The organism is Desulfobotulus alkaliphilus, assembly GCF_007830435.1.
In the GTDB taxonomy this organism is placed as follows: domain Bacteria; phylum Desulfobacterota; class Desulfobacteria; order Desulfobacterales; family ASO4-4; genus Desulfobotulus; species Desulfobotulus alkaliphilus.
In genome coordinates this window covers 64956-90365 of sequence record NZ_VLLC01000011.1, presented here as the reverse complement: position 1 = coordinate 90365, position 25410 = coordinate 64956, and the positions used below count along the sequence as shown (strand labels likewise).

Below are 25410 nucleotides of genomic sequence, written 5' to 3'. Positions count from 1 at the left end.
AGGGCTAAATAATGGAAACAGTTTTTTGGGGCAGAGAATCAACGACATTCATCATGCCATACAAAGAAAAGCCTATCCAAAAACTATCCTTAAGCCCTTTGCTGTTTTATTCCTCTTTGCCAAAAACCATTTCACCATCCGCCTCCCACGCAAAGGGATCAAAACCCTTCATACCCCATTTTTCATGGAGTGTAGCCAGCTCACCGGAAGCAAGCATTGCTGCCATACTTTCATCAAAAATTTCCATCAGTTTTTCCGAAGAAGGCCTGTCGGAAAAACCAAGATACGCCTTATGCCCCCAGAGGGGCACCATTTTGAAAACAACCGTATCCACCAGATGTTTATTCATATACTTTTCCACATCCATCCGTGCGTCAATCAGCACATCCACCCTGTCCGCCGCCAGCATACGCCACATGGTTTCCGGCTTTGCGACCTCAGTCCAGCTCAAAGGCAACCCCTCAAGCGGCGTATCCCTATGATAATTATAGCCATTTATCCATACAGCACTCCTGCCCCTTAAGGAATCCGACCCTTTCCATTCTGGAAAACGATCTCTTTTAAAAACAACAGAGGTATATTCGATATAAAGCGGCATACGGGGCAGTCTCAGACCTGCTTCCTCCGCATCATCCCGCCACACAGTGGGTATGGCATCGGCATGACCATCCCTTACAAGCTGAATGGAACGGTTCCAGGAAGCAATTTCAAAGGACAGTTCTATGCCATGGGGCTCATACATTCTTCTCAGCAAATCAAAAAACAGACCGCTGCCATCCTTAGCTGTCTGACCTTGCCATTCAGGAGTGGCAATATGAATGGTGGAAGAAATAACCTGGCAGGGCCAGACCGCGAGCAGCAAAGCAGGCAGGGTGATAAAAAAACGGAATGAAAAACGGATCGCCATGTCCCCCCATCAGATAAGATTTATCAAAACAGAGACCTAAGTGTTCTGAACAATTATACAGATACAATCAAAAAGAATCTCATTTTTCAGCTTACTGCCACCGTTTGCGCCAACACACTTGCCATTGCCAACATAACTGGCATATGGTCAGTCCCGGGCTTTCCCTGTCACAGCATCCATGGAAATCCTGAATACGCGGGTCTTGTCTTGACTGGTCGCGACATATATCAGACCATCTTCAAGGTGATCCGGGGCATATTTGTGCACAAGCCCCTCAAGGGCCTGCCGTTTTTCCCCTTCAAAGACTTCCGTGATCCCGCCGGATACAATGACGCTTTCGTACCGTGTACTAAATTTTGGCGGCAGCACTTCGGTACGTCCCACCACGCAGAAGGACACCTTGGGAACCACGGTGAAATGATCGATTTTATGTCCTTCCGGAGCGCAATGAAAACAGATCCCATTCCCGATAACACAAAAATTCAAGGGAACCCCATAGGGCTGCCTGTCCGCTCCGACGGTGGACAAAACCCCGTATTTCTCCCTATTCAGAAGACAAAGGGCATCTGCCTCCTGCATCTGCCTGTCTGGTCTTCGCATTCTGCGCATGATGTTTCCTTTTGTCTTATTTTCCCACGACTTCCACGCAGGATGTCCTGTAGCTCTCTTCCTTTGTGTCGATCCCTATCTTGAACTTTGTGTAGTATCCTATCTTATACTCCGCAACTCCGAATGCCCGGCTGCAGGCCTTTACCGCCTCATCAGAGACCACACAGAATTTTTTCCCCTGAGCCTCTTCATAACCTGTCAGGACAGCCACATTGCCAAGATAACGCTCGGAGCCGCTCTGGCAGTCATAACATTTCACGACGACAGAGCCGACGGCTTTGCAGTTCTCCACGTTGATTGTGGTTGTAGCCAGGACGAATGGAGGAAACACCAGAGTGACGATACAGATCAAAAGGATACAGGCTGACCGGAACATGGGGAATTCTCCTTTTTAAAAAAATTTTGGTATGAACTGCATCTCAGACATTATTTTGCATAGCAAATGCAATGCCATTGATCAAACCCGGCAGGATAAAGCCTTTCTGCCCCGCCCCAGTGCACTACGCATGTGCCAGCACACGATCAGAACCGCACCCCACAGCCAGACATACCCCCTGCGTGCAAAAAGTGTCGAAACATCAGGGCAGAAAAGTGCTTCCTGTGTGACCCAGACCGTATCATGGGGCGTCAGGGTTCCTTCCACAATCTCACCCGTGGCCCGGACATGGGCACCGCCGCCGGAATTGCTGCTTCGAACGAGGGGACGGCGAAACTCCACAGCCCGGAAAACCGCCATACCCAGATGCTTCTTTTCCGCTCTGGAACTGAAAAACCAGCCGTCATTGGAAAGCTCCACCAAAAGATTGGCCCCCAACCCCACGCCTTCCCTCACAAGCTCTGGAAAGCCGCTTTCAAAGCAAATCATGGGCTGAACAGAAAAATCCCCCACAGGGATCAGGCCGGGCTTACTGCCTCTGGATAACCAAAGCTTTAAACCCGGTTTTTGGATCCTTTCCGGAAAGAAATAAGAATAGAGGCTTGTTTCTGAAAAAGGAACCGGAATCCTTTTTCTGTAAACCAGAGCGCACTCCTTCCCATGATCCAAGGCAAAAACAGCACTGTACCGGGCTTCCAGTTTTTCTTCCACAATGCTGCGATCCTCTGCCTCCAGTCTGTGAATCACGGGAGCCTCTGGTGCCGGAATCTCCTCTTTGCCATGCATCAGAACCGGAATACGAAGATGTTCTAACGCAGCCCTGAGTCCGCTCTTTTCAAATTCTTCCGAACGGCAGTCCATGCGCGGAAGCTCTGGAAAAAGAAGAAGATCCGCATCCCGGACAAGATCCGGGTTTCGGGTCAGGGCCTCAAGGCAGAGGGTCTCATCGGTTTTAAAATTCACAATATTCTTAGAATCCCAGCGGACGGGAACATTGGGCTGCACCGAAGCCACACGGATGCTCCGTCCCACGGCTTCCCGCTCCTCTCCGTTCAGCATGGCAATGCGCCAGACCCCGTATCCCAGAACCAGAGCCAATAAAATGAAAAGAGAAATAAAACTCACCGCAAAGTTTTTGACCTTGCGCTGCCTCATCCCGGAAAATACATCGGCAACCAGCCCATTGACCCAGATCAGACAAAAGCAGACAAGAAGCTCTCCGCCAAGATCGGCGATCTGGATGAATCCCGGCCAGAAGGTTACGGCCACCGTCCATGAAACCGGAAAAAGAACGGGACGCAGGTAAAGCAAAAGGGTCAGGAGACTGGCGCAGAACAGGGGCCCTGCCGGAGCTCCCTTACGGTTCATCCAGCCGCAGAGAGCCCCGAACAGGGCAAAGGGACTTCCCTGATACAGCCAGATCCCTGCCAGCGAAAGCGAAGACTGCCAGAAAGCCAGATCCATCAGGCTTTCCATGGCGTTCAGAAGCCAGAAGGTGCCAAAGGCCCAGCTCAGCGTTCCAAAGATCCACCCTGCCATCAGCCCCTTGAGGATTCCCGTTCTTCCCCCATGGTTCAGCATATGGATAAGGGGCGCAAGCAGAACACAGGCCAGCCATGGCGTCTTTTCCAGTGGAGAAAAGAGACCAAGTACCAGAGCAGCACCCAAAAGAAGCCCCCAGCCAAACAGGGCCTTCAGGCATGCCACGGGCAAATATCGCTGCCCCATCAGCCTCTCCCTCCCCCCATGGGAACCTTTAAAGGCCCATGCCCTTCGGTAATCTTCTGTCAGTACACGCGCCTGTTTATGCAAAAACTTTGCCATTATCTTCAGGGCCGACAGTTCTTTTCCTTAAGAAACAAACAATCTGCTGCCCTTCAGTTCTGCGCACAAAAATCATGGCACCCGTTTCAAAGTCGCCCGCTCCCGACATTCCGATGACCTTTTCCAGCATTTGTGGCTCCATGGTGGGCATCCGGGAGCAAAGCCAGAGACATTTTATTTTTGGGCCTGAAATCAGGGGCTCTGAAAAAAACCTTTTTATAGAATCATACCCGCAAGCCAGCCCATGACCAGCAGTGGCAGGGACCAGAGGTGAAAAGACCACCAGAGCCGGTAGTTTCTGGCAAGACGCAGGGCAATCAGGTTGGCCATGGAGCCTGTGGCCAGCCCGAATCCTCCCACACTGGCTCCCCAGGCAAGGAGCTGCCAGTCATGGGTAAAGTGATGGAGAAAAAGGGTTGCCGGCACATTGGATATCCCCTGAGAAAGCAGCATGGCGGATGTGAAAATACCACCCGGCAGCTTTGCCCCCAGCCCGGCAGCACCATGCATCCATGGCAGGGCAGCCAGAAGGCCCGTTACCATGAACATCAGCACAAAAACCATCAGCAGCAGCCAGTCCACCCCGCACAGCACACCGCGCCAGAAAACAAGATACACCACAGCAATCAGCCCCAGCGCAGCCAGTGCCCATCCCTGCTCCAGCATGAAAAGAAAAACAGGATAAAAGAAAAGGGAAACAAGGGCCATGGGCAATTTCACGGGCCGGGAATCACCAAGGTCTGCGGATTCAATGGGCATGGCAGGAAAGGCAAGGGGAATCAGAAGAAGAACCAGCAGCAGAAGCATGGCACTCAGGGGCATCATGGCAAAAAGAAAATCCATGAAGCCTGCCTCCGAGGCCTGCCACAAAAAAAGATTCTGGGGGTTGCCCACAGGACTGATGGCAGAACCCGCATTCACGGCAAAGGCTTCAAAGATCACCATCCGGCCAATGGGAAGCGGCGTTACGGTCCGCAGGGCCAGCGTCAGGGGAACCACAATGAAAAGTGCCACATCATTGGTGACAATGGCCGACAGCAGGGCTGAGAACAGAACCAGCACACAGGCCAGCCGCCGCTGACCGTAAACCCAGCCAAGGAGAAGATGTCCTGCTCTGGCCAGCATACCGCTGTCTTCCAGCCCCCGGCTGAGAATCATCAGCCCTGCAAGGGCCGCAAGGGTGGGCCAGTGTACAAAGCGATCCAGCTCCAGAGTCTTTTCAGGACGTCCCCACAGCAGCAGAAGGAGTACCGCCGTGAGCAGAACCAGCAGCCAGTTGTCCCTGATACTCCGCAAAATGACATGAAGGGTCACTGCCATCCCATTTTCCCAGAATAATCGTTCAAGAATAAAAAAGGCCCGCCCTTTTCCTTCGGCTCACCCCCCTGCCGGTTCCGTATTAAGGCGGCAGACGGATTTCAGAGGCCTCCTCCGGAAGGCCTTACCCCATTTTTTGTCTTTATTGCAAATTGTAAAAAAAAGAATTATTTAAAAAGAGTATGAAAACATCCTGCCCATGAAAAACGGAGTCATCCTCAGATACTCAGAGCCTCGGTAAAAAGCTGGAAATAACCGCTCCATGTCTTGTAAACCTGAACGGCACCGGAAGGTTGAAATGGCATTCTATGCGTGCAGCAATGGCAATCTTAATGCGGGGAATGCAGCCGTAACGGAACTTCCTGATGTCACCATTACCTCCGGCAGGGAATATTCATGGAGCACCATCAGCCACTGGTACAGCAGACAGGCTCTTTTCCCGTCTGCCCCGAACAGGCTTAAGGACAGACACGAAAAAGCAGCTTATTTTTAATCGGGTTACCACGTCTTTCAGCCATAGGAACTTTAAGCCATGGAGATTACATGACCAGATTTTACGATTGTTGGCGGGCACCCGTAAAGGGTGCCCCTACAAAACAGGACCGTAAAAAACATTCGTAGGGGCAGGCCTTGCGCCTGCCCGTATGAAAGCTCTCACCATGGGCCTGACAACAATCTGACCAGCAGGCTCTGGCTGAGTCAGGGTAGCAATCAGAATTTTTAATAAAGGAGAAAAAAAATGGCAAAGATACCCGAACTCGATGAAATAATAGCGTATATGTCAACAGACAAAGACTATGCCAGCCAAGTGGACTGGAACCGTCGCCTCAATAAAATTGTATCTACCCTTAATCCGGTTGCAACGACAGGATCAAGCCATGCCATCGGGCAGGCCTTGCATAACCTGAACCCATTAACCATGATAGCATCACCTTTTGTGGGAGCATACAAGGCATATAAAGCAGGAAGCCTGCAAGAAACGCTTTGGGCACTAACCGATGCAAAGTATGCAAAAAATTACAAATTATACAAGCTGGGGGATTATCCATGCACTTGTACTGCCCCAATTTTCAAAAAAATCGCAATGGTACCGGTTGCGAACTGCTCTGAGGTTTTAACATTTATTTGTAATCAGTTGAACAGTCGCGCGGCTCGTGGAGCCATTGCAGGTACCGTTGTCGGCTCACCTTTCGAAATGCTCTACTCCGCTGGACGGGTGATACAGAAAAAAATTCAGGGCACTTCAGGACAAGATAGGAACCGGATGTCTCAGGCCCTTCAAAATGCAGCTCGTCCGGAAATTGAGCCTGTATTAAGGAAACTAAAGACAGGTGGAAAAAAAGGCTGCCGTCAGGCACAGGCCATTGTCGCTATTTTATTAGGTGAGTTAGAATTAGATACGCCCAGTCAGGATATAAATACATTCGCCCTGACCATTGGTGCGCTGGCATCTCCCAAGGGCTGGGAAAGCATTAAACCCAAAATGTCCTCCCGATAAACAACACCTGAGCAGCTTAAATTTAGTTCTTTTAATTCAAAAGCTTAAAAAATGGCCAACCATCCATCACTGATCGAAATGGGTTTGCATCCGGCACAAGTTACTCAGAAGCAACCCACGCCGTGTTGCGGCGTTTTGTCATAAAGTAACTTTTGAAGTTACTCAGAAGAGACCTGCCAATCAGATACACACAAAAAAATCACAAAACAGCTCCTGCATTTTCCCCTAACATTTCAAGGGCCCTGCGGGCGCAGGTAAAAGCATTTTCCCCCTGCATGGCGAGACTGATTTCCCGGCAGTTTTGACGGATTTTCAGGTCCTGACAAATTCTGCGCAGAAGGCCTGCAAGCCTTGGAGCCGTAAACCTTCCAGGACTGAGAAAGGCCCCTGCTCCAAGACGCCTGACCCTTTCGGCATTGTCATGCTGGTCAAAACTCATGGGCATGATGAGCTGGGGAATACCTGCACGGAAGGCCTGAGAGGCCGTACCAATGCCCCCATGGTGCACCAGAGCCGTGGCCCTTGGCAGAAGAAGACTTAAGGGCAGATAACTGTGGCAGAGAATGGAGGCCGGGAGGTTTTCGGGAAGCTGTTGCGGAAATCTTGTCAGAAAAACAGCCCTTTTTCCCAGCATGACACAGGCATCTCTGGCACTTTCAAAAAAGCGGACTGCATGCATATTGGCCGTTCCGGGCGTGAAAACAAGGGGGGCTTCGCCCTGTGCAAGAAAGTCTTCCACTTCCGGAGGAAGATTTTTTTCTCCCATACCATCCCACATGGGAAAGCCAATATGAAGGATATGCCGGGGCCAGTCCGGCTGTGCGGGGGCAAACCATTTGGGAAAAGCCGCCAGCACAAAGCTGTTGGAAAGCAGCCACTGATCCACTTTACGGACAGGAGCCAGACCCAGACTTTTTCTGTAACGGTTGAGGGGAGGTGCAATAACGGCACCGATGAGGCCGTCAAGCAGGAGCCAGCCCTGAAGTCGTTTGAGGAATTTTGGCACACTCGGGCCGGTGAGCATGCCAAAATAGCGGGGCGTATCATGGATGCTCCAGAGGGCAGCGGGCTGGTAGATGACCGAGATCAGGGGAAGCCCCAGCTTCTCCTGGGCAATACGTGCTCCCATGGCCAGATAGCTGCTGATCAGAAGGGTTTTTCCCGGTTCATGCAGGCGGGAGATGGTTTCAAACTGGGTCTGCATGAGTGCCTTTCCCGTTTTTCGGAACATATAGGTATAACTTTTCAATGGATTCCAGAGATCCGGGCTGGCGATAAGATCCAGATAATCTTCCGCAGTTCCCACCTCTTCAAAGCGCAGGCCGCACTTTTCCACAAGCTCCCTGAAGTAACCGCAGGTGCAGACGATCACCTCATGACCCTCTTCCTGCAAATGAACTCCCAGCCCCAGAAGGGGATGTACATCTCCGTGGCTGCCTACAGGTATCAGGATACAGCGCATCTGAATCTCCCTGTATTTTGATGTTTTTTAAGATGATTTTCTAAAAAATCAAGGGTCAGTGTCTGGACATGGCTGATGCCCACATTATATACAGATCCACCGCCTCCTGTTTTCAGTTTTTACGTGCAAGCAGAATCATCCGCCGTGAAGTATCCGTGAAGGGTCCGAGTTTTTCGTCATATACCGTTACAAAGGTCAGCCCTGCAAGGCGGAACAGAAGTTTGTACTGACTGATGGAGTACAGCCTCGGGCCGGTAAGCACATGCACAATCCTGCCCTCTTCCGTTACTGGCACGGGCAGAAACATGCGTTCGCTGATTTCATCCCAGCGGCGCTCCAGTTCCTTTCCGTCACTGTCAAATTTAGGCGTTGTATTAACAATGATATTGCTGCGGCTGGGGGCTTCAATGAGGAGCAGACCTCCCGGCCGCAGGGCAGCCGCCAGATTTTTAAGAACAAGAAAGTCCGTTTCAACATCAAAATACCCAAAACTGTTGAACCAGTTGATCACGGCATCAAAGCAGTTTTCAAAACCAAGTGAGCGCATGTCCCCGACGGAAAGGCTTCCTTCAAGCCCGAGACCGGAAAAACGCTGACGGGCGCGGTCAATGAAACGGGGGTTGATGTCAACGCCGGTATAGCGGACACCCCTGCGGGCAAGATTCTGTCCGAAGCGGGCATCTCCGCAGGGACAGTCCAGCACCTCCTGACCGGGCAAAAGCCCGAGGGCCTTCCACACCGTATCCGCATCCACTTCGCCCTCGCTTTCCGGACGGAGCCAGAGTTCATCGGGTATCCGCTGAAACCAGTCCGGATCCGGGTGGGCTCCGTCCATGGATGTCAGCTCAAAAAGCAGGTTCTGGCCTTCCTCTTCCAGGGAGGTGATCAGCTCATGATCCTCGCGGAGCACATCCGGATTTTCATGGCACAGAAAAAGGGTTGCCGGTGAGGTGAGCAGATCCACGGTCTGCTCCACATGGCCACTTTCCAGACAATGCAAAAAGTTGCCGCTGCGCACCGAAGGCAGGCCTGAAAGAAGGGTCACGGCCGGGGTGGCATCGAGACCGCCCTGCCTGTTAGAGACAAGGTTTTTAATGAAGAAGTGTTTCCGAAGAACATAAGGGGTGTTCAGCTGGGCCATAAAGACTTCAGGATCAAGGACGGCCTGCAGGGCCAGCTCCAGCTGGGTATGCCCGACGGATTCCCGGAGCAGATCCTGTGGAAAAGAGGCACCCATGGGCCTCGCGCCGCATTCGATCAGTACGGGCCCCGAGGGGGTGATCATGATTTCGCTGTGGGCCGGTCCGAAACGGATATTCAGGGCATCCAGTGCGGCAAAAGCATACTTCAGAACCCGCTCCGTATCCTCCCCGAAATCCGCAACAAGTCCTCCACCGTCATAAACCGAGCGGCCTTCGGGGGTAATCATTTTGCTGTAGCGCCAAAGGTCACTGACCCTGTGACGGCCCTGACATGAAACCGTGTTCACAACCACCTCCACCCCCGGTGCAAATTCCTGGGCCAGAACCAGTCCAAGTTTCCGACCGAAAAAGTCGTATGCTCCCATCAGCACATGGAATGCCTTACGCACCTCTTCCAAGGTTTTGCAAACATGAATCCCGTCGGCACCGGCACTGCTTGTCGGCTTGAGAACCACGGGCAGCCTGTCTCCCTCCCGTATCCAGCCGAGCAGGGCATCGAGGCTGTCGGTCAGCAGACTGGAGAGATGCCGCAGTCCGGCACGGGCAAGGGCTTGATGCATTTCATATTTGTTGCGGCGGGTGGCGCTTGAGGCCGGATCATTGCCGGAAAGGGAAAGGCGTGCCGCCAAAAGATCACCCAGTTCCACGCCCGTTTCACAGCCCGCAAGCACGGCACAGGGCGTAAAGGCCGAAAGATTCCGGACAAGGCCATCAAGATCCGGCCCTTCCTCCAGCATGGCCGCATAATCCCGGCTTACCCGGCTGAGGAGTTCCTCCACAACCTTTCCGAACTGTCCATCCGGAACAACGGTACCGGAACGTACATGCACTGCCGGAATTCCACGCTCCCGCAGCAGCGGCGGATAAAAAGTTCCGGTGGAAAAGCCATCAACGATGATAACATGCTGCACCTGTTTTTCCATGCCATGCCTCCATCAGGATCTGAATAAACTGGACGGGTATCTCCAGACGAGCGTACGCTTACGATTCCTCACCGGCCTGACAACCTGTGCCCCCCCTTCATACGGACAGCCAAAGCTCAGGATACTCACACATATTCGACAGTTGCCGATAAAATTTGCCCACATGGATACCATCCACCAGGGCATGGTTGACCTGAATTCCGACGGGAAGCAGGAGCCTCTCGCCTTCTTGAAAATATTTTCCGATGCTCACCACAGGAATGTACCCATACTGCCTGTCATGGGGATGCACAATGGATGTAAAACTGAACCATGGCAGACTGGTGATGAAAAACATGTGATGTTTTTCCCCGGTGCTCTGGTCAGGACATTCCTTCACCTCCTGAATTTTTGCTTCCGAATATCTCCGATACGTCTCAAAGGAATCAAAATACCGGGAATCACAAAAGGAAAAAGTCTCATCTTCCAAAAGCACGGTAAAGCCCGGAGCCACCCTTTTGAATTCAAAAAGATCCCCATCAATGACCCTGTGCCGCAGTTCTGGTACAGAATTCACGGCTTTTGTGATCAGAAAGCTGACAGACAGAAAAAAACCGCACCTTTGGTCATCAATAAATTTTTTCAGATTGCTTATGTCAATATGGCTTGAGGTTGAAAAAAAAGGAATATCCCGATCCTTGAAGGCCGCAAACATTCCCCTTCGCTTATAGGTGGCAAGGTCGATCTTCTTCATGGGCATATCCAGATAAAGAAGGGGTTGAAGGTGTGTGGAACACAAGGGGGCAGCCAGTGTAGAAAGGTCTCCGGTTCCGAAATCTTCTCACCCGGTGGTCTTCAAGTTTTTGAGAGATAAGATGAGGTGCCAAGTCTGGCGATACACTCAGAATTCAGTCTCGGGCAAACCCTTCATGGGAATATCAATGAAGCAGATACCAGTTATTTCGTACAATCATATAATCATATGAAATCTTTTACAATGCATTATATAATATACTGGAATGAAGGTATATTTTTATACCTTCCTGATATATGCTTACGCACCTGCGGTATTTCCCGTTGACTCTGGTGATGATCAGGGCGAACAAAACAAACATCAGGGGCATTTTTTGAATAAATCCTGCCTTCATTGTGGGCCGGATAAAAACCCTTTCACCGGAAGATCTTACATGAAACTTTCCAGCAAAAACCGTCTCATGCCCATGCATCAGGATCTGTTCCCTGAAGACACCCTTTTTTGCCGCATTGCCCGGACTGTCTGCCGGGCTGGCGTCCTGCCCAGAAAAGAACTCTACGAGGCCTGGGAAATGGCCAGAAGGATACGGCGGCGGTTCCGGGGGGGAAGGGTGGTGGATCTGGCCTGCGGTCACGGCCTTCTGGCCCAGATCCTGCTGATTCTGGACCAGACATCCCCCTCAGGTCTGGCTGTGGATACCCGGATACCCAAAAGTGCTGAAGCGCTGTTTGCCGCCATGGCCGAAACCTGGCCCTTTCTGAAGGACCGGGTCTGCTTTGAAACCCGGGACATGGAAGAAATTACGCTTTTACCCGAAGATCTTGTGGTCTCCGCCCATGCCTGCGGCTGCCTGACCGACCGCATTCTGACGAGGGCCGTGGCTGCCCGTACCCGAGTGGCCGTGCTGCCCTGCTGCCACGATCTTGAGACCTGTGATACGGGCGGCCTTACCCCATGGATGCCGCCGGATCTGGCCGTGGATGCGGTCAGGGCACTGAAACTCCGGGCGGCTGGATATGACATTTATACCGCAGCCATCCCATCGGTCATTACCCCCAAAAACCGACTGCTCATGGGAGAACCGGGGGCGTAAGGCCACCATCTTTGCCCTTGGGTGTCACCTGAACATCAGGATACAGCGCATCCGAATCTCCCCATGTGTTGATGTTTTTTAAAAGGAAAATCACCCCGGTTTGAAAGGCGTTCTGTCGAAAAAAAACAGGATGTGCCCGAAGCAACAGCTCTCCATTGTTTTTTTAGTTTTTACCCATAAGAAGCATCATCCGCAGCCAGATGATAAGAGATATAATTCACGCCACCGATACGCAGATGCCGCAGACCCGAGGCAAAACGGTTGAGAATCCGGAGACCCAGCAGATCGGGATCCATGAAATCATTCATTTCTCCCGCCTCTTCCACCACAAAATCCAGATCCTTAAGATCCGAGGCGTCCACAAACTCCACATGCACCCTGCCGTCTGCAAAATGCAGCAGCACCTTAAGCTCAGGCCCCCTGAAGGTTTGCGACCCGCAGAGATGCATGAAAAGCTCCTCTGCCGTGAGGTGCAGACGCTGAAGAACCTGAACGGGCATTCTCCGGACGGCGGCATATTCATTGATAAAATCCTGAAGATCCGTCATGGCGGCCGCCTGACGGGAAAACACACGCCGGGCCCTGCCTGCGGGCTTCATCTGAAAAAGAAGGCTCAGCACAATGGCAAAAAGCCCGCCTGCGGCAATGCCGTTGTTGAGAAAAGGCCCCAGCCAGAGGGGCATGAGATCCGCAAAAAAAAGCTTGTTCTGAAACACATAGCCCATCCAGAAGGAAACACCGATGATGACACCGCTTTCATAGTTGAGACCTTCGGAGGCGGCAAGCTGGATGCCCGTCACAAAGAGCATGGCAAGGAGAATAAAGAGAAAGGCACCCACAACGGGGGAAGGAATGGCTGTGATGAGGGCGGAAAGTTTCGGGGAAAAGGCCAGAAGCCCGAGAAACAGGGCCACATACAGCCCCACCCGCCGGGAGGCCACTCCCGTAAGCTGCACGGCGGCGATGGCATTGGAGTAGGTGGTATTGGGCAGGGTTCCCAGCGTGCCTGCCACGGCATTGGCCACCCCATCGGCGTACATGGCCCCCTGCACCCGCTCATAATCCACTTTCCGGAAATTTCTCTGGGAAATCCTCTGAATGGCCATGCCATCCCCCAGGGTTTCCACCGCACCCACAAGGGTCACCATGGCAAAGGCCAGATAAAGACCAATCCACTCCGGTCTGAAATCAAGGGCAAAGCCCTGCCACTGCCCATCGGGCAGTCCCAGCCAGGGCCGTTGCGCCACCGCAGAAAAATCCGCAAGCCCCAGACCCGCAGCCACCAGAGTTCCCGCCAGCAGACCGATGACCAGACTCCAGAGCCTCAGGTGCCTGTTTCCGAATATGGCCAGTCCCAGAATCACGGCAAGGGTGGTTGCGGATACCCAGAAGCTGTGCAGGGAAGGGACGGAGGAACGTGTATTGGCCATCATATCTAAGGAGATACCCAGAACACTCACCACGATGAGCATGATCACCACCCCGCCCACCAGCGGCGTGATGATGCGGCGCATGGGGCCGAGAAACCAGGCCAAAAAGAGCTGCAAAGGGGCCGTGAGCACGGCCATGGTGGCCACAAGGGCCATGCCGCCCATCTGGGCCGCAGCCAGACCGCAGGCGATGAAAGAACCGGAAGACCCGATGACCAGAAAGTAACCCGAACCCACAGCGCCAAAACGCCGGACCTGTATCAGGGTACCGATGCCGCTGGCAAGCAGGGAGGCAAAGATGATCCAGCCGTATTCTCCGGGATCAATTCCCGCCATGCGGGCCACCACAATGGGCGTCACGGCGATGGGGGCAAGGACGAGCATCACCATCTGCAGGCCCAGAAACACACTCATCCATTCCGGCGGGGTTTCGTCCACGGCATACAGCAGCGGAGATGTTGAAAGGGTGCCGTTCTTCACACCCTGAGGGGACAGACTGCCTGCCATTTTTCCTCCTGATCTTTCAGATATCTAAAAAACGAACCTGAATCGGAAATGGGTTTTCTGCAGGTACACTCGGTTGCCCAAAAACAGGGCAGGCTTTGAAACAATAGAAAATATCAAATGCACCGATCAAGAGATTTTCCATATCGTTTCAAGGGTGCCCCATGTATCAGGAATGAGTGCGCAGAGTATAACAGAGCCCCCCAGAACACATGGATCACCCAATGAAGGTTCCACCGCTTTTATTCTCTATATTTTTTACCATGGGAAGATGGGGAAGTCCGACTTCCATAAAAACCCGCCCCACAGGCAGATAACCAAGCTTTGCATAAAAACCTTCCGCACTGCTGCGGGCATGCATGCTCAGGCGGGTAAACCCTTTTTCCGCAAGCAGATTTTCCATTTCAAGCAAGAGGTATCTGCCACATCCCTGCCCCTGCTGCCGGGGTGCAACGGCCATCTGCCGTATTCTTGCCTCGCTTTTTGAAAGCGGTACAGCAATCACACAGGCCAGAAGCTTTTGTCGTGCATCCCTCAACCCGAAATGCAGATGATTTTTTTCCTGCCCAAGATCTTCCTCATACAGACTGAGGCCTATGGGCTTTCTCAGGATCTCATGGCGCAGATCACATGCTATGGCATAGGCATCAGAACCAAAATCCATCTGAAAAAATTCCATTTTCAATCCATATATTTTTCAAAAAACGGATAATCCACATCATAAACCGTTCTGGGTTTTAAGCCAATTTCCTCTTTTTCCATCATTTCAATCAGGGTTTCAGCGTCAATAAGCTCAATGGGCGGTGCACCTTCCCTGTCCGCTTCCCGTTTGGCATCCTCTGAGAAGTTGCCCGTTGTAATCATGATTCCCTTGTCAGCCCTTCCGAGCATGGCATTGCGCAGATCCCCTATCTGGGCTCTGGATACGGTCCCCTGATATCTCTTGCACTGGAAAATAACCTTAAAACTCACAAAGGGATTCAGCTTCAGTGTACCATAACCATCAATGCCGCCATCTTTGCCTTTGGGTGTTACCTGAACATTCTCAAAGCCGTACAATCTGAGGATATACTTGCACAGGCGCTCAAAACCGTCCGGAGAAATCTTTCTGAGAACATTCAGAAGTTTTTCCCTATGGGGATATTCTTCCTCTGGCTCCTCTGCTTTTTCCCCGTTACTGTCATCCTGCTTTTCCTGTGTGTCATCAGGAGAAACGGCCTCCTGCTTTGCCTTACGCTGTCTGGTATTGATCTCAACCCATTTTTTAAAAAGAATCCGGCCATCTTCCTCAGTGAGAAAGGTATCCCTTCCCTTTCCGGTCAACTGCCAGACACCCCTTTTTTCAGCAGAAATGAAACCTTCCCACACAAGGTACTGCCTTGCCCAGCAGACCTGATTGTGGAATCTGGGCGTACCGCTTTCCATCAGCTCTTCTTTTTTTTCATCGGGCAGACCAAGGTTCACAGCAATCAGATCCGAAACCTCCCTTGGGGTTCCGGAATCTCCAAGCTGACGCAGCGCATCCAGCAAAGGCCCCATCCATTTGACAAACTCTGCTTTTTTCTGCCTTTTTTTAGCCATTCACAGCTCCATTCAAAAAAAGAAAAAATGTCCCTTTTTTTATTACGAATTGCAATCTGATTTTTCAGGCCTTATATAAAATAATGGTAATTATTCAGCACAGTTTTCCAAGTTCCATAGCTGCAAGACAGACGCACAGGCCCCAGGCTATTTGCCCGTGACGCAATCTTATTCGGGAGCTTCTTGCCCTGTGCGGAAGCGGCAAAAACTCCCCGCCACAGGCAGGATAAGCTTTTTGATTTCCATGGCAGGCTTTGGTACGCTGCCTTTGTGGCGGCTCAGACAGTTTGCCGCTTCTTTCGCACAGGCCTGCAAAGCTCTGATCCGAAACGATTGCAATGTCACTTGCAAATAGCCACGGAGCCTTGCAACAGTACAAAGCTGCTGTAATTACAGCATTGACAGTTCAAGATAAACTGTGCTGAACAGTTACAAATAATGAAACAAAGCATCCATTTCCATCCATGACAGCTCTGTCCTTGCGGGTAATCTTCCCGCCAGACAACTACGCATGGCACAGGTTTGGGTGGATTTACATCGGGAAGAACTGCTTGCCAACTGGGAGCTTATGCAAGAGGGCGAACAACCTTTCCGTATTGATCCTCTAAAATAAAGGAGATGTTATGCTACTGGATGTGGTCAATGTAAAACCTATGGAAGGCTTCCGCCTCCTGCTTTTATTTGAAAACGGTGAACAACGCTGCATGGACATGGGAAAATATCTGGAGCAAAAGCCGTGGAATCGTTTGAAAACGAAGGGTGTTTTTATGGCAGCAAGTGTGGAAAATGGAACCGTTGTATGGCCCGGTAATATTGATATAGACTCGGAAACGCTCTATGAGTGCAGCTTATCCATTAAATAAAACCTGTCGTTACAAACCAGAGTTAAGTTTATTCTGTTAGCGACCCGAGCTTTACCCACACGTCCACCTGTAAAAATCATATTATTATATCAAATATTTAATCCATAAAATACGGTGTCAGGCTCACATTCTTGCAGATAATTTTACTGTTCCAAATTATTATAACGTTTTTTGTCACACACTGACCATTTTATTTGCATGCCCCTGCGCAAAATCACATGGAAGAGGCAAAATCCTTCACACAGGTAAATACGGTGTATTCATCATCTCCATGGCAGTACAGCCCTTCATGCACATGAAAACCCGTTTCACGAAGAACCTGCTTCCATGTTTCCCGTGGGAAGATCCCCATGGTCCAGTGATCGGTTTCAATCCGCAGACGGCCCTGCTCCCGGATCAGGTACAGGATGGTCGTTTCATACTGCCCGTCTGAGGGATCGGGGTCGTTCACGTTTTCGATGATGACAAGATCAAGGCTGCCTTGCAGGACAGGCGTAACGGTGGTTCTGTTCTGCCGGAAGGTTTCGGTCATCACGTCCGGGGTTACAACCAGAACACCGCCCGGATTCAGGTGGGCAAAGGCTGTGCGGAAGGCCGCTTCAAAGTCTTTGCTGCAGTTCATGTGGGAGATCGCATCATCCATGAGAATGGCGTCAAAGGTTTTCCCAAGCCTTGCGGTCCGCATGTCCCCATGGACAAAGACGCACTCCGGGTTCAGCTCCCCTGCCTGTGCAAGCATGGCAGGACTTAAATCCAGACCGGTAACCCTGAATTCCCGCTTCAGGTTAAAGACATTCTTTCCGCCACCGCACCCGATATCCAGCAGGGTATGTACCGGACCCTTTGCATGGCGTCGGATCTGGGCCGTGACATACTGGCAGTAAGGGGCATATTCCGTGGCCGCCTCCCCCCACATGGGCCAGAGCCAAGCCAGATCCGTATAAAGACGACAGGTATCTTCCATGAATCACTCCTTAATGCATCTCGCCACAAAAAATTCATAGGCATAATACTCAGAATAAGAGCGGTGCACTTCCGGCTCCTCAGCAAGCTGGGCAAGTATGGACAAAGCCTCGGGATCACTGCCGTATTTCATACTCAGGTCTGCAATCGAGGTTTCCATGGGCGTGTAGAAATCCTCCCACCAGGCCTCATCGGGCAGGGTAAAATGTCCGATCAGCTCAAAGCCGCTGTCTTTTATTGCTGCCAGATCATCGTCCAGTCGCCCCATGGTGGGATAATCAAAATCAAAACCCGCCTTGACTGCGGCGGGTGGATCATCCCTGCGCCAGATGGCATCCGTAAAGCAAAGAAAGCCACCGGGACGCAGCAGCCCATGGCAGACAGAAAGGGCGTTCCGCAGCCCGATGCTGTAAAGCGCACCTTCGGACCAGATGAGATCAAAACCGCCCGGCAGGTATTCCGGAGCCGCCATGTCCCCGACCTTCGCACGTATCCTGTGGGATAATCCCCGTTTTACGACGCCTGCCTGAAGCAGATCCACAAAAGGAGCATGATTATCAAGGGCATCGATGGTGCCTGTGGTGAGTTCCGCAAGATGGAAGGTCTGGGCTCCCGTCCCGCATCCCAGATCCAGTATCCTCAAAGGTTTTTCTGGGATTGGGCACAAATCAAGGGCTCTGGCGGCAGAAGCCCGGTTTCCCGGCCCCTGACGGGGCAGACTTCCATAAACCTCAAAGAAAATTTCCCAAAAACGGGGGCTGAGTTCGTTCATAAAGGCTCCTTTGGAGAAAAACGGAAACAGGTGCTGCATACTTCCTGACAGTAAAAGATCCTTCTCCCGTCACTGGCTGGCTCGGACGGGCCACACGCAATGTCTGGAAAACCACATGCTGTCGCTATAATCAGTGCCAAATTTCATGTACACATACAAGGCATTATCCCTGACCGCCACATCCTGCGTATTGGACCAGCAGGTGGCCCTGAACACTCCGGGGAAGGGCTCTGACCGCAGGGCACGGGCAAAAATCGCAAGCTCATCCTTTTCCGGCAGTCTCCAGCCACCAATGCCGGAAATGCTGAAAGACTGGCTCGTTGAAACCGCCTTATTCCAGACAACCTCACCAACCGGTATGGGCTCTCTGGTCCACATCATGCCGGTCTGCAAATCCGTCATGGTTCCGTCTCCGTTGTCCAGAAACCGACTGGCATAAAGCTCTCCGGACATGATAAGTCCGGCCAGACAGAGCATGAAGACCATTGCAACCGGTTTCAATAAGCTGATCCGAATTTCCCCCATGATGTTCCTCCTTTTTAAGGATGCAAGCTAAAAAATTACCGCCATCCCTGAGGATCGTTGCAGGAGGGATTGTTGCAGAGCAAACTGCAAAACCCCTGATGATCATCCATGGAAATGTCATAAGGAATCTCGGAATATCCGTAATTATCCCTGCATACCCCATCCATGCAGGTATGGGATTTAAACTGACACCCCACAAGATGCCCCTTGACAACCTTACCATCCACAATCCTGGTAACGGCGTAAGGGTGGAGGGTGCAGCGCTTGCTGAAGTAGTCGGGGTTGTTTTGACAGACGAGGGTCCGGGCGAAAAGATGTCCTGCGGTCAGGAGTGTCAGCGCAGCGATGAGGAGAAGAATCCGGCCTGTACAGAAAAGCGTGGAGCGGAGCGGGATCAGCGTATTCATGGTCGTGCCTCCCTGATCTGTTAATCCGAAAAGACCTGTCCATCCGATATACTGAACCATAGCACTCTTCATGCCATACAATAAAAGCATTTATTTCAAGCTTTTGCAAAAATGGCAAAAAAAAACCCTAAGACCTTTGTTTGCGCCAACGCCCCTGCCGCCGCCACCTTTGTTGGCATGTCCGGACGGTTCCGTAGCGGGATGGAAAAAACGATGCTCCCTTCCTCAGTTCTGCTCCACAAAAATCAGGGCATCCGTATCAAAACCGGCGGCTCTGGAGGTTTCGATAAATTTTTCAAGAATTTGCGGTTCCACGACAGGCGTCCGGGAGAGAAGCCAGAGATACTTTGTGTCTGGCCCTGAAACAAAGGCATACTGATAGTTTTCATGGTCCAGCCCGAAAATCACATAGGAGCCGTAAAAGGGGCCAAAGAAGGAGACTTTCAGATAGCCTTCCGAGCTTTTGCCCACAAAACAGGCCTTGCCCTCGGCCTCCTTCCAGCGGTTTTCCGATGCCAGAAAGCCCCGGTTCAAAACCCTCACCCCCCCGTCTTTTCTCAGCGTATATTCCGCACTGACATGGCTCAGGCCCCTTTCAAAGGAATGATCCAGACGGGCAATCTCGTACCATTTTCCAAGGTAGCGGTTCAGCTCAAAATCCGAAACGGGCCGGAGGGACTGGGGCATCCCCATGCAGCCGCCGAGTATGAGAACAGCGATGACCAGAAGCAGTTTTTTCATTGGGGCCTCCTGATATCTGAGGATAAATAGGGGGGCAGGGAGAAGGGAGTCATTTTTTTCCTTCCGGGATGCCGGCACAATGCCTTTACGGTCAATGTGCGCCTTAACCCGCAGATCCTGAGTATTTCCGTAATCCACATGGTCGATGGTGTAGGGAAGGCAGAGATCATCCAGCCGCAAACGGATACGGCTCAGCTCCTTCAGGCTTAACCCTTCTCCCACAAAGGCGCGGCATGGTGCGGTTCCACAAAGGCATTTCTGCAATTGGCAAAAGGCTGCTGCCAACGAATGTCTCCCTGAATGGCTTTTCTCCTTAACAATCTTTTCTGACAAAAAAACTTCAAAAATCAGGCAAATGAGAATAAGAAGAACGAGCCTGTCTTTGCATTTGGCTTTCTCTTATGACATTTATAACACAGCTGGATAAGAAATGCAGTTGTCACAAGGAACCCAAATCCGGCTATAAAAATACTAAGCTTTTTGATGAAAAATCTGGCTAGTGGTTCATGTATCTGCCCATGACCCCTTATTTTGCATGACTGAAAAGGCCCCTATGAATGCTCATAACCAGCCCTCTTTCATGGATATCCATACCCTTAAAGCCCTTTGCGCGCATATGGACCTTGGAAGCTGCACCCCCCTGCCTGAGATCTGCCTTGCGGGCAGTCCGGAACGCAGCCAGAGCCGCATGGCTGTGGAAACAAAAAAGGGAATCTTTGTTCTGGAGCGTTTTTCCCTGAATCAGGGGCCCCGTAAAAACCGCATTGCAGATCTTCTTTTCCACCTTGAAGCCTTAAGCGTACCCCACATCCTTCCTCCCCTGCGGGATGACAGGGGCAGGGCGCTGATCAAAAAAAATGCCGCCTTCTTCCAGTTCACGCCCTACATCAAGGGAAAAGAGCTTCCCAGACCCGAATACACCAGAGACGGCTGGCGGGGCGAAGCCTTTGCAGACTTTATACGCATACTTCTGGAAAAAGGCCCCATGATCCCTGTCCATGCACAGGCCTTTAACATCCTCGCATACATCAGGGAGCTGATGCAGATTCTTAAAATCCGCGAAACCCGGCTCCATGACCGGCTGCATCCCCTCAGCGAAAAAATTGAAACCCGGCTTGCCCCGCTTCTGGAAGCCGTTCCCCTCACCCTCAGCCACGGGGATCTGCACCCGGTCAATGCCATTTTCGGCGAAAAAGAGCTGCTTTACCTCATTGACTGGGAGTTCTTCGGCCCCAAACCAGACATCCATGATACGGCCAATCTCCTGGGATGCCTTGGCAGTGAAGACCCCATGGCACTGCAGGGGCCCTTTGTACGGGATCTGCTTAAAAAACTACGGGCATCGGGACATATATCCCCTGCGGGCTGGCAGGCGCTGGCCCCCATGGTGGCGGCCATACGCTTCTGCTGGCTTTCGGAATGGCTGAGAAAACAGGATGCGGAAATGATTGATCTGGAATGCGATTATCTGGAACTGCTGGTATCCCACGAAGATGCGCTTTCCGGACTCTGGCTTTCCCTGCAGGGAGAGTTGTGAAAACCCCTTTGTCTTAAAAAAAAGCTATATTTCTTCGCTGTCATCGGATAGCAATAAAAAAAGTAACTGTTCAGCACAGTTTTCCAAGTACCATACCTGCAAGACAGATGCACAGGCCCCAGGCTATTTGCCCGTGACGCAATCCGGCACTCAAGCTAAAAAACGCAAGCCCCTTTACGGGAGCAGAAATGCCTATGGATCTTGAGTGCCGGATTGGGGAGTTTCTTGCCCTGTGGGGAAGCGGAAAAACCCCCCCGCCACAGGCAGGATAAGCTTTTTGATTACCATGGCAGGCTTAAGCACGCTGCCTTTGTGGCGGCTCAGACAGTTTGCCGCTTTTTATTAGCACTCCGGCACTCAAGCCTGAAAAGGCTGCATCGTTTACATGACTAGCTTTGGTTTTAGAGCTTGAGTGCCGGAATCCGAAACGATTGCGATTGCAATGTCACTTGCAAATAGCCACGGAGCCTTGCAACAGTACGATGCTGCTGTAATTACAGCATTGTCAGTTCAGAATAAACTGTGCTGAATAATTACAAACAGGCAATAAAACCCCTAAAAAAAGGAGAACCCCATGGAACTTCAGGGCCGTACCGTACTGCTTCTTGTGGAACAGCAATTCAATGATCAGGAATTCTGGTATCCCTACTACAGGCTGCTGGAAGCCGATGCCCGTGTCATTGTGGTGGGAACGGGAACAGCACAGACCTATACGGGGAAAGCAGGAACCGTAACAAAGGTGGATGCGGCTGCCAGCGACATCAAGCTTGAAAATACGGACGGCGTGGTCATTCCCGGTGGATTTGCCCCGGATTTCATGCGCCGGTCAAAGGAAATGGTGGCCCTTGTCTCCGGCCTTGATGCCCAAAACAAGACCGTGGCCGCCATCTGCCATGGGGGCTGGATGCTGGCATCCGCAAAAATTCTCAAAGGAAGAACCGTCACCTCCTTTTTTGCCATCCGTGATGATCTGGAACATGCCGGAGCCACATGGGTGGACCAGGAGGTGTGTGTGGACAAAAACCTTGTCACAAGCCGCACACCCGATGATCTTCCGGCCTTCATGAAGGCGGTTATCCAAAGCATCCGATAAAAAACTGAAGGTAAGACAATAAAATTTCTGATTACTACCCTGACTCAGCCAGACCCTGCTGGTCAGATTGTTGTCAGGCCCATGGTGAGAGCTTTCATACGGGCAGGTGCAAGGCCTGCCCCTGCGAATGTTTTTTCGGCCCTTGTTTTGTAGGGGCACCCTTTACGGGTGCCCGCCAACAACCGTAAAATATGGTCATATAATTTCCATGGATTAAACTCCCTATGGCTGAAAAACAGTGGTAATCAGAATAAAAATTTATCCGATACGGGGGCTTTCAACCCCCATTATTTAACGCCATACCAAGGAATCTTTTTTCATGCAGCAGTTTGACACCTTTTTCCCCCATGAAACCCGTATCCGTATCCCCATGTCCATGGTGGATCAGGGAAATGTTGTTTACCACAGCCGTTATCTGGATCTTTACCACGAAGCCCGTGACCGCTATATGGATGCCGCAGGCCACAGCTATGCCCTCCTGATGGAAAAGGACTACCATCTGGCCGTGGCCGATGCCCACCTGCAGTTCCGCAAACCTGTCAGGTACATGGAAACCGCCATTATCCGCACCCGTTTCAACTGGATGAAAAGCAGAAGCCTCTCGGTCATTCAGGAAATAAGCAAGGAAACAGAGGGCATGGAAGAACTCTGTAACAGGGCAGAAATCATTCTGGTCTGCATCGGCCCGACATTCACCGCAGCCCAGATACCTGAAGGCTTAAAGGAAAGCATCCGCCGTTTTCAGGGTGTTTCCTGAAATGATGACCGCTTTTTCCCCCTCCCGCAGGGCTTTCCTGCCCATATAATAGCGGGAAGCGGGAAGAAGCGCTTCTCCCGTCTCCCCCACATTTTTCCTTGATTCTTCAGGAAAAATACCCCATAATAATTCTGTTACTGCCTTCACGTCTCACCCAGACAATAAGTTCTTTCCAGTCCCTGTAAAGAAACGCAGGGATTCCTGTTTAAAAAAAGCCTTTCCCTAAAAACCTTACCTGAATACCTCGAAGGAGGCCTGCCATGCACTTTTCCATACGCCAGAAACTGCTGTTTGCCTTTTCCATGAGCATTCTTGTTCCCCTTCTCCTCACCTTTCTCTTTCTGGGGATACAGATACGCAAAAACAGTGTGGAGAATTTTCATACGGGCACAGCCAAAGAGCTGACCCACATAGAGGCGGCCATGGACATTTTCATGGAAAACGCCAGCAACATCACCCGCATGCTTGCCATGCATCCGGAAGTCAAAAAAATAGATGAAAACCTGTCCAGCCATACCCGGACAACCCGACCCACCCGCCCTTCAGATATGACACCCGGTGAGACCGAAGAAAAAATCATTACCTTTTTAAAACTCATCGAAGCCAGCAGCCCCCATCTGGTTGAAGTCTTTCTGGGCAGCCGCTGGGGCGGATTCACCTATGCCGGAGAGGATGCGCTGCCCGCAGGTTACGACCCGAGATCCCGCCCATGGTATCAGACGGCCCTTGCAAATCCAGCCAGAACCAGTATCACAAGCGCCTACATGTCCACCACCGGAGAACCCGTCATCAGCCTCATGCATGGCATACAGTCCGAAAGAAATGAACTTGTGGGCATCGCCGGTCTGGATGTCAGTCTCGGTGCCCTGACCAGCCTCATCCAGAGAAGTCAGATCGGAGAAACGGGCTATGTGATGCTGGTGCAGGGCGACGGTGTCATCCTTGCCAACCCGAGAAACCCTGAAACCAACTTCAAAAAACTGACGGAAAGCGGCATTGAGGCCTTCAGGGTTCTCGACAAAACAGACAGGGGAAGCGTATCCCTTGAAATCAAGGGGAAAGAATGGCTGGCCGAAGTGCACACCCTTCCGGATCTGGGCTGGAAGCTTGTGGGCTTCATTGAAAGAGACGAAGTCATGGAAGGCTTCAGGGCCATGATGCGCCTCATGGTTGTCATCGGCATCCTTGTTTTTGCTGTTTTCATGGGTCTGGCCTACATTATGGCCCTTTCCCTCTCCATCCCCATCCAGAAAACAACCAAAATGCTTCAGGATGTGGCCGAGGGCGAAGGGGATCTCACCCGCAGGCTGAAGGTTCAGAGCAGTGATGAAATCGGTGTCATGGCCACGGGCTTCAATACCTTTATTGATAAAATCAGGGAGATTGTTTCCGATGTCATATCCAGAGCCGGCCTTGTAAACCGGTCCTCAGGCCAGCTCATGGATATTGCGGGCAGCATGGATATAAAAGTGGAAGAAACCGCGACAAAGGCCCGGGCTGTGGCCACGGCCATTGAAGAAATGAATGCGGGTTTCACTGCCATTGCCGCAGCCATGGAAGAAGCCAACCAGAATACCAATATGGTGGCAACGGCTTCCGAGGAAATGTCTGCCACCATTTCTGAAATCGCACAGAATACGGAAAATGCCAGAGCCATTGCGGATCAGGCGGTAAAGGAAGCCCGCGATGCCACAGAGTCCATGGATATGCTCGGAAAAGCCGCCGATGCCATTGGCAAGGTGACGGCCACCATCAGCGAAATATCGGAACAGACCAATCTTCTGGCCCTGAACGCCACCATTGAGGCTGCCAGAGCCGGTGAATCGGGCAAGGGTTTTGCCGTAGTTGCCAATGAAATCAAGGAGCTTGCCAGACAGACCGCCACGGCCACGGAAGATATCAGGCAGCGCATCAGCGACATTCAGGGCAGTACCCACAACACCATCGGCCAGATCCGTACCATTGATAAAACCATCCTTGAAATCAATGAAATCATTGCCACCATCGCCACGGCCATCGAAGAGCAGTCCGCAGCCACCCGTGAAATTGCCGACAATGTGGGACAGGCATCCAAAGGCCTTCAGGAAGTCACGGGCAACGTAGCCCAGAGCAGCCATGTGGTAAAGGAAATCACAAAGGATGTGGGGGATGTGAGCCATGCCGCAGCAGAAATGAAAATCAACAGTCAGGACGTTGCCGGAAATGCCCAGGATCTCCGGGCTCTGGCCGAAGAGCTTCAGGCCCTTCTGGGAAGATTCCGGACCTGAGCCACGCCCTTTCCTCAATAATAAAG

At 51.6% G+C, this 25410-nt stretch carries 26 protein-coding genes; 9 read left to right on the top strand and 17 right to left on the bottom strand.

What is annotated here, in order from left to right; genetic code table 11:
* Positions 1-106: 106 nt before the first annotated feature.
* The 6 genes from LZ24_RS08335 to LZ24_RS08315 form a co-directional block, all read right to left on the bottom strand.
* Positions 107-907, bottom strand: coding sequence for a substrate-binding periplasmic protein (locus tag LZ24_RS08335; protein ID WP_144684467.1), 801 nt, complete (start codon positions 905-907; stop codon positions 107-109).
* Positions 908-1054: 147 nt separating this feature from the next.
* A complete protein-coding gene (locus LZ24_RS08330) occupies positions 1055-1516 on the bottom strand; it encodes a pyridoxamine 5'-phosphate oxidase family protein (RefSeq protein ID WP_222427584.1) in 462 nt (153 codons plus the stop codon).
* 16 nt (positions 1517-1532) lie between these two features.
* Positions 1533-1892, bottom strand: a complete 360-nt coding sequence (locus LZ24_RS08325; protein ID WP_144684463.1) for a hypothetical protein — start codon at positions 1890-1892, stop codon at positions 1533-1535.
* Positions 1893-1973: 81 nt separating this feature from the next.
* Complete coding sequence (gene lnt / locus LZ24_RS08320; RefSeq protein WP_186443007.1) at positions 1974-3620, bottom strand: apolipoprotein N-acyltransferase; 1647 nt, start codon at positions 3618-3620, stop codon at positions 1974-1976.
* A 76-nt stretch (positions 3621-3696) separates the two neighbouring features.
* Positions 3697-3846 (bottom strand): hypothetical protein, encoded by a 150-nt coding sequence (locus tag LZ24_RS17195; RefSeq protein ID WP_186443006.1) that lies wholly within the window; start codon positions 3844-3846, stop codon positions 3697-3699.
* Positions 3847-3932: 86 nt separating this feature from the next.
* Positions 3933-5036: an SLC13 family permease gene (locus LZ24_RS08315; RefSeq protein WP_144684459.1), complete on the bottom strand. Its 1104-nt coding sequence runs from the start codon at positions 5034-5036 to the stop codon at positions 3933-3935.
* 259 nt (positions 5037-5295) lie between these two features.
* Here LZ24_RS08315 and LZ24_RS08310 point away from each other — a divergent pair, with 259 nt between their 5' ends.
* Complete coding sequence (locus LZ24_RS08310) at positions 5296-5526, top strand: hypothetical protein (protein WP_222427583.1); 231 nt, start codon at positions 5296-5298, stop codon at positions 5524-5526.
* Positions 5527-5772: 246 nt separating this feature from the next.
* The gene (locus LZ24_RS08305; protein WP_144684455.1) at positions 5773-6531 is read left to right on the top strand and encodes a hypothetical protein; all 759 of its coding nucleotides are present in this window, start codon (positions 5773-5775) and stop codon (positions 6529-6531) included.
* A 199-nt stretch (positions 6532-6730) separates the two neighbouring features.
* Here LZ24_RS08305 and LZ24_RS08300 read toward each other — a convergent pair whose 3' ends face one another.
* The 3 genes from LZ24_RS08300 to LZ24_RS08290 form a co-directional block, all read right to left on the bottom strand.
* Positions 6731-7993 carry a glycosyltransferase gene (locus tag LZ24_RS08300; protein WP_144684453.1) on the bottom strand — a complete coding sequence of 421 codons (1263 nt, stop codon included), beginning with the start codon at positions 7991-7993 and terminating at the stop codon, positions 6731-6733.
* Positions 7994-8105: 112 nt separating this feature from the next.
* Positions 8106-10118 carry a methyltransferase domain-containing protein gene (locus LZ24_RS08295; RefSeq protein WP_144684451.1) on the bottom strand — a complete coding sequence of 671 codons (2013 nt, stop codon included), beginning with the start codon at positions 10116-10118 and terminating at the stop codon, positions 8106-8108.
* Between the two features lie 97 nt (positions 10119-10215).
* On the bottom strand, positions 10216-10851 hold the full coding sequence (locus LZ24_RS08290; RefSeq protein ID WP_186443005.1) for a CatA-like O-acetyltransferase: 636 nt from the start codon (positions 10849-10851) through the stop codon (positions 10216-10218).
* Positions 10852-11284: 433 nt separating this feature from the next.
* Here LZ24_RS08290 and LZ24_RS08285 point away from each other — a divergent pair, with 433 nt between their 5' ends.
* On the top strand, positions 11285-11944 hold the full coding sequence (locus tag LZ24_RS08285; RefSeq protein ID WP_144684447.1) for a methyltransferase: 660 nt from the start codon (positions 11285-11287) through the stop codon (positions 11942-11944).
* A 170-nt stretch (positions 11945-12114) separates the two neighbouring features.
* On the opposite strand, the gene LZ24_RS08280 is transcribed toward LZ24_RS08285, so the two are convergent.
* The 3 genes from LZ24_RS08280 to LZ24_RS08270 form a co-directional block, all read right to left on the bottom strand.
* Positions 12115-13881 carry a uracil-xanthine permease family protein gene (locus LZ24_RS08280; protein WP_144684445.1) on the bottom strand — a complete coding sequence of 589 codons (1767 nt, stop codon included), beginning with the start codon at positions 13879-13881 and terminating at the stop codon, positions 12115-12117.
* 214 nt (positions 13882-14095) lie between these two features.
* Entirely contained in the window at positions 14096-14557 is a 462-nt protein-coding gene (locus tag LZ24_RS08275; protein ID WP_144684443.1) for a GNAT family N-acetyltransferase, read from the bottom strand.
* 2 nt (positions 14558-14559) lie between these two features.
* Positions 14560-15459 (bottom strand): restriction endonuclease, encoded by a 900-nt coding sequence (locus tag LZ24_RS08270; RefSeq protein WP_144684441.1) that lies wholly within the window; start codon positions 15457-15459, stop codon positions 14560-14562.
* A 454-nt stretch (positions 15460-15913) separates the two neighbouring features.
* On the opposite strand from LZ24_RS08270, the gene LZ24_RS18055 reads away from it, so the two are divergent.
* Both LZ24_RS18055 and LZ24_RS08260 read left to right on the top strand, forming a co-directional pair.
* A complete protein-coding gene (locus LZ24_RS18055; RefSeq protein WP_144684536.1) occupies positions 15914-16072 on the top strand; it encodes a DUF4160 domain-containing protein in 159 nt (52 codons plus the stop codon).
* A 10-nt stretch (positions 16073-16082) separates the two neighbouring features.
* The gene (locus tag LZ24_RS08260) at positions 16083-16322 is read left to right on the top strand and encodes a DUF2442 domain-containing protein (protein WP_144684439.1); all 240 of its coding nucleotides are present in this window, start codon (positions 16083-16085) and stop codon (positions 16320-16322) included.
* 214 nt (positions 16323-16536) lie between these two features.
* Here LZ24_RS08260 and LZ24_RS08255 read toward each other — a convergent pair whose 3' ends face one another.
* The 5 genes from LZ24_RS08255 to LZ24_RS17840 form a co-directional block, all read right to left on the bottom strand.
* On the bottom strand, positions 16537-17286 hold the full coding sequence (locus LZ24_RS08255) for a class I SAM-dependent methyltransferase (protein ID WP_144684437.1): 750 nt from the start codon (positions 17284-17286) through the stop codon (positions 16537-16539).
* A gap of 3 nt (positions 17287-17289) precedes the next feature.
* Positions 17290-18057: an SAM-dependent methyltransferase gene (locus LZ24_RS08250; protein ID WP_144684435.1), complete on the bottom strand. Its 768-nt coding sequence runs from the start codon at positions 18055-18057 to the stop codon at positions 17290-17292.
* Positions 18058-18126: 69 nt separating this feature from the next.
* Entirely contained in the window at positions 18127-18582 is a 456-nt protein-coding gene (locus LZ24_RS08245) for an Lcl C-terminal domain-containing protein (protein ID WP_144684433.1), read from the bottom strand.
* A gap of 35 nt (positions 18583-18617) precedes the next feature.
* Positions 18618-18989 (bottom strand): hypothetical protein, encoded by a 372-nt coding sequence (locus tag LZ24_RS08240; RefSeq protein ID WP_144684431.1) that lies wholly within the window; start codon positions 18987-18989, stop codon positions 18618-18620.
* A gap of 225 nt (positions 18990-19214) precedes the next feature.
* On the bottom strand, positions 19215-20015 hold the full coding sequence (locus tag LZ24_RS17840) for a lipocalin family protein (RefSeq protein WP_246118558.1): 801 nt from the start codon (positions 20013-20015) through the stop codon (positions 19215-19217).
* 268 nt (positions 20016-20283) lie between these two features.
* On the opposite strand from LZ24_RS17840, the gene LZ24_RS08230 reads away from it, so the two are divergent.
* From LZ24_RS08230 to LZ24_RS08210, 4 genes are all read left to right on the top strand, one after another.
* Entirely contained in the window at positions 20284-21267 is a 984-nt protein-coding gene (locus LZ24_RS08230; RefSeq protein ID WP_186443004.1) for a phosphotransferase family protein, read from the top strand.
* A 574-nt stretch (positions 21268-21841) separates the two neighbouring features.
* Positions 21842-22360: a type 1 glutamine amidotransferase domain-containing protein gene (locus LZ24_RS08225; RefSeq protein WP_144684427.1), complete on the top strand. Its 519-nt coding sequence runs from the start codon at positions 21842-21844 to the stop codon at positions 22358-22360.
* A 319-nt stretch (positions 22361-22679) separates the two neighbouring features.
* The gene (locus LZ24_RS08220; protein WP_144684425.1) at positions 22680-23117 is read left to right on the top strand and encodes an acyl-CoA thioesterase; all 438 of its coding nucleotides are present in this window, start codon (positions 22680-22682) and stop codon (positions 23115-23117) included.
* A gap of 260 nt (positions 23118-23377) precedes the next feature.
* Positions 23378-25384 carry a methyl-accepting chemotaxis protein gene (locus LZ24_RS08210; RefSeq protein WP_144684422.1) on the top strand — a complete coding sequence of 669 codons (2007 nt, stop codon included), beginning with the start codon at positions 23378-23380 and terminating at the stop codon, positions 25382-25384.
* Positions 25385-25410: the final 26 nt, after the last annotated feature.

What these genes read in the sequence shown, in the direction of transcription:
- LZ24_RS08335 (WP_144684467.1), bottom strand. Translation starts at nt 907, where the DNA reads ATGGCGATCCGTTTTTCATTCCGTTTTTTTATCACCCTGCCTGCTTTG.
- LZ24_RS08330 (WP_222427584.1), bottom strand. Translation starts at nt 1,516, where the DNA reads ATGCGCAGAATGCGAAGACCAGACAGGCAGATGCAGGAGGCAGATGCC.
- LZ24_RS08325 (WP_144684463.1), bottom strand. Translation starts at nt 1,892, where the DNA reads ATGTTCCGGTCAGCCTGTATCCTTTTGATCTGTATCGTCACTCTGGTG.
- lnt (WP_186443007.1), bottom strand. Translation starts at nt 3,620, where the DNA reads ATGGGGCAGCGATATTTGCCCGTGGCATGCCTGAAGGCCCTGTTTGGC.
- LZ24_RS17195 (WP_186443006.1), bottom strand. Translation starts at nt 3,846, where the DNA reads ATGCTGGAAAAGGTCATCGGAATGTCGGGAGCGGGCGACTTTGAAACG.
- LZ24_RS08315 (WP_144684459.1), bottom strand. Translation starts at nt 5,036, where the DNA reads ATGGCAGTGACCCTTCATGTCATTTTGCGGAGTATCAGGGACAACTGG.
- LZ24_RS08310 (WP_222427583.1), top strand. Translation starts at nt 5,296, where the DNA reads ATGTCTTGTAAACCTGAACGGCACCGGAAGGTTGAAATGGCATTCTAT.
- LZ24_RS08305 (WP_144684455.1), top strand. Translation starts at nt 5,773, where the DNA reads ATGGCAAAGATACCCGAACTCGATGAAATAATAGCGTATATGTCAACA.
- LZ24_RS08300 (WP_144684453.1), bottom strand. Translation starts at nt 7,993, where the DNA reads ATGCGCTGTATCCTGATACCTGTAGGCAGCCACGGAGATGTACATCCC.
- LZ24_RS08295 (WP_144684451.1), bottom strand. Translation starts at nt 10,118, where the DNA reads ATGGAAAAACAGGTGCAGCATGTTATCATCGTTGATGGCTTTTCCACC.
- LZ24_RS08290 (WP_186443005.1), bottom strand. Translation starts at nt 10,851, where the DNA reads ATGAAGAAGATCGACCTTGCCACCTATAAGCGAAGGGGAATGTTTGCG.
- LZ24_RS08285 (WP_144684447.1), top strand. Translation starts at nt 11,285, where the DNA reads ATGAAACTTTCCAGCAAAAACCGTCTCATGCCCATGCATCAGGATCTG.
- LZ24_RS08280 (WP_144684445.1), bottom strand. Translation starts at nt 13,881, where the DNA reads ATGGCAGGCAGTCTGTCCCCTCAGGGTGTGAAGAACGGCACCCTTTCA.
- LZ24_RS08275 (WP_144684443.1), bottom strand. Translation starts at nt 14,557, where the DNA reads ATGGAATTTTTTCAGATGGATTTTGGTTCTGATGCCTATGCCATAGCA.
- LZ24_RS08270 (WP_144684441.1), bottom strand. Translation starts at nt 15,459, where the DNA reads ATGGCTAAAAAAAGGCAGAAAAAAGCAGAGTTTGTCAAATGGATGGGG.
- LZ24_RS08260 (WP_144684439.1), top strand. Translation starts at nt 16,083, where the DNA reads ATGCTACTGGATGTGGTCAATGTAAAACCTATGGAAGGCTTCCGCCTC.
- LZ24_RS08255 (WP_144684437.1), bottom strand. Translation starts at nt 17,286, where the DNA reads ATGGAAGATACCTGTCGTCTTTATACGGATCTGGCTTGGCTCTGGCCC.
- LZ24_RS08250 (WP_144684435.1), bottom strand. Translation starts at nt 18,057, where the DNA reads ATGAACGAACTCAGCCCCCGTTTTTGGGAAATTTTCTTTGAGGTTTAT.
- LZ24_RS08245 (WP_144684433.1), bottom strand. Translation starts at nt 18,582, where the DNA reads ATGGGGGAAATTCGGATCAGCTTATTGAAACCGGTTGCAATGGTCTTC.
- LZ24_RS08240 (WP_144684431.1), bottom strand. Translation starts at nt 18,989, where the DNA reads ATGAATACGCTGATCCCGCTCCGCTCCACGCTTTTCTGTACAGGCCGG.
- LZ24_RS08230 (WP_186443004.1), top strand. Translation starts at nt 20,284, where the DNA reads ATGAATGCTCATAACCAGCCCTCTTTCATGGATATCCATACCCTTAAA.
- LZ24_RS08225 (WP_144684427.1), top strand. Translation starts at nt 21,842, where the DNA reads ATGGAACTTCAGGGCCGTACCGTACTGCTTCTTGTGGAACAGCAATTC.
- LZ24_RS08220 (WP_144684425.1), top strand. Translation starts at nt 22,680, where the DNA reads ATGCAGCAGTTTGACACCTTTTTCCCCCATGAAACCCGTATCCGTATC.
- LZ24_RS08210 (WP_144684422.1), top strand. Translation starts at nt 23,378, where the DNA reads ATGCACTTTTCCATACGCCAGAAACTGCTGTTTGCCTTTTCCATGAGC.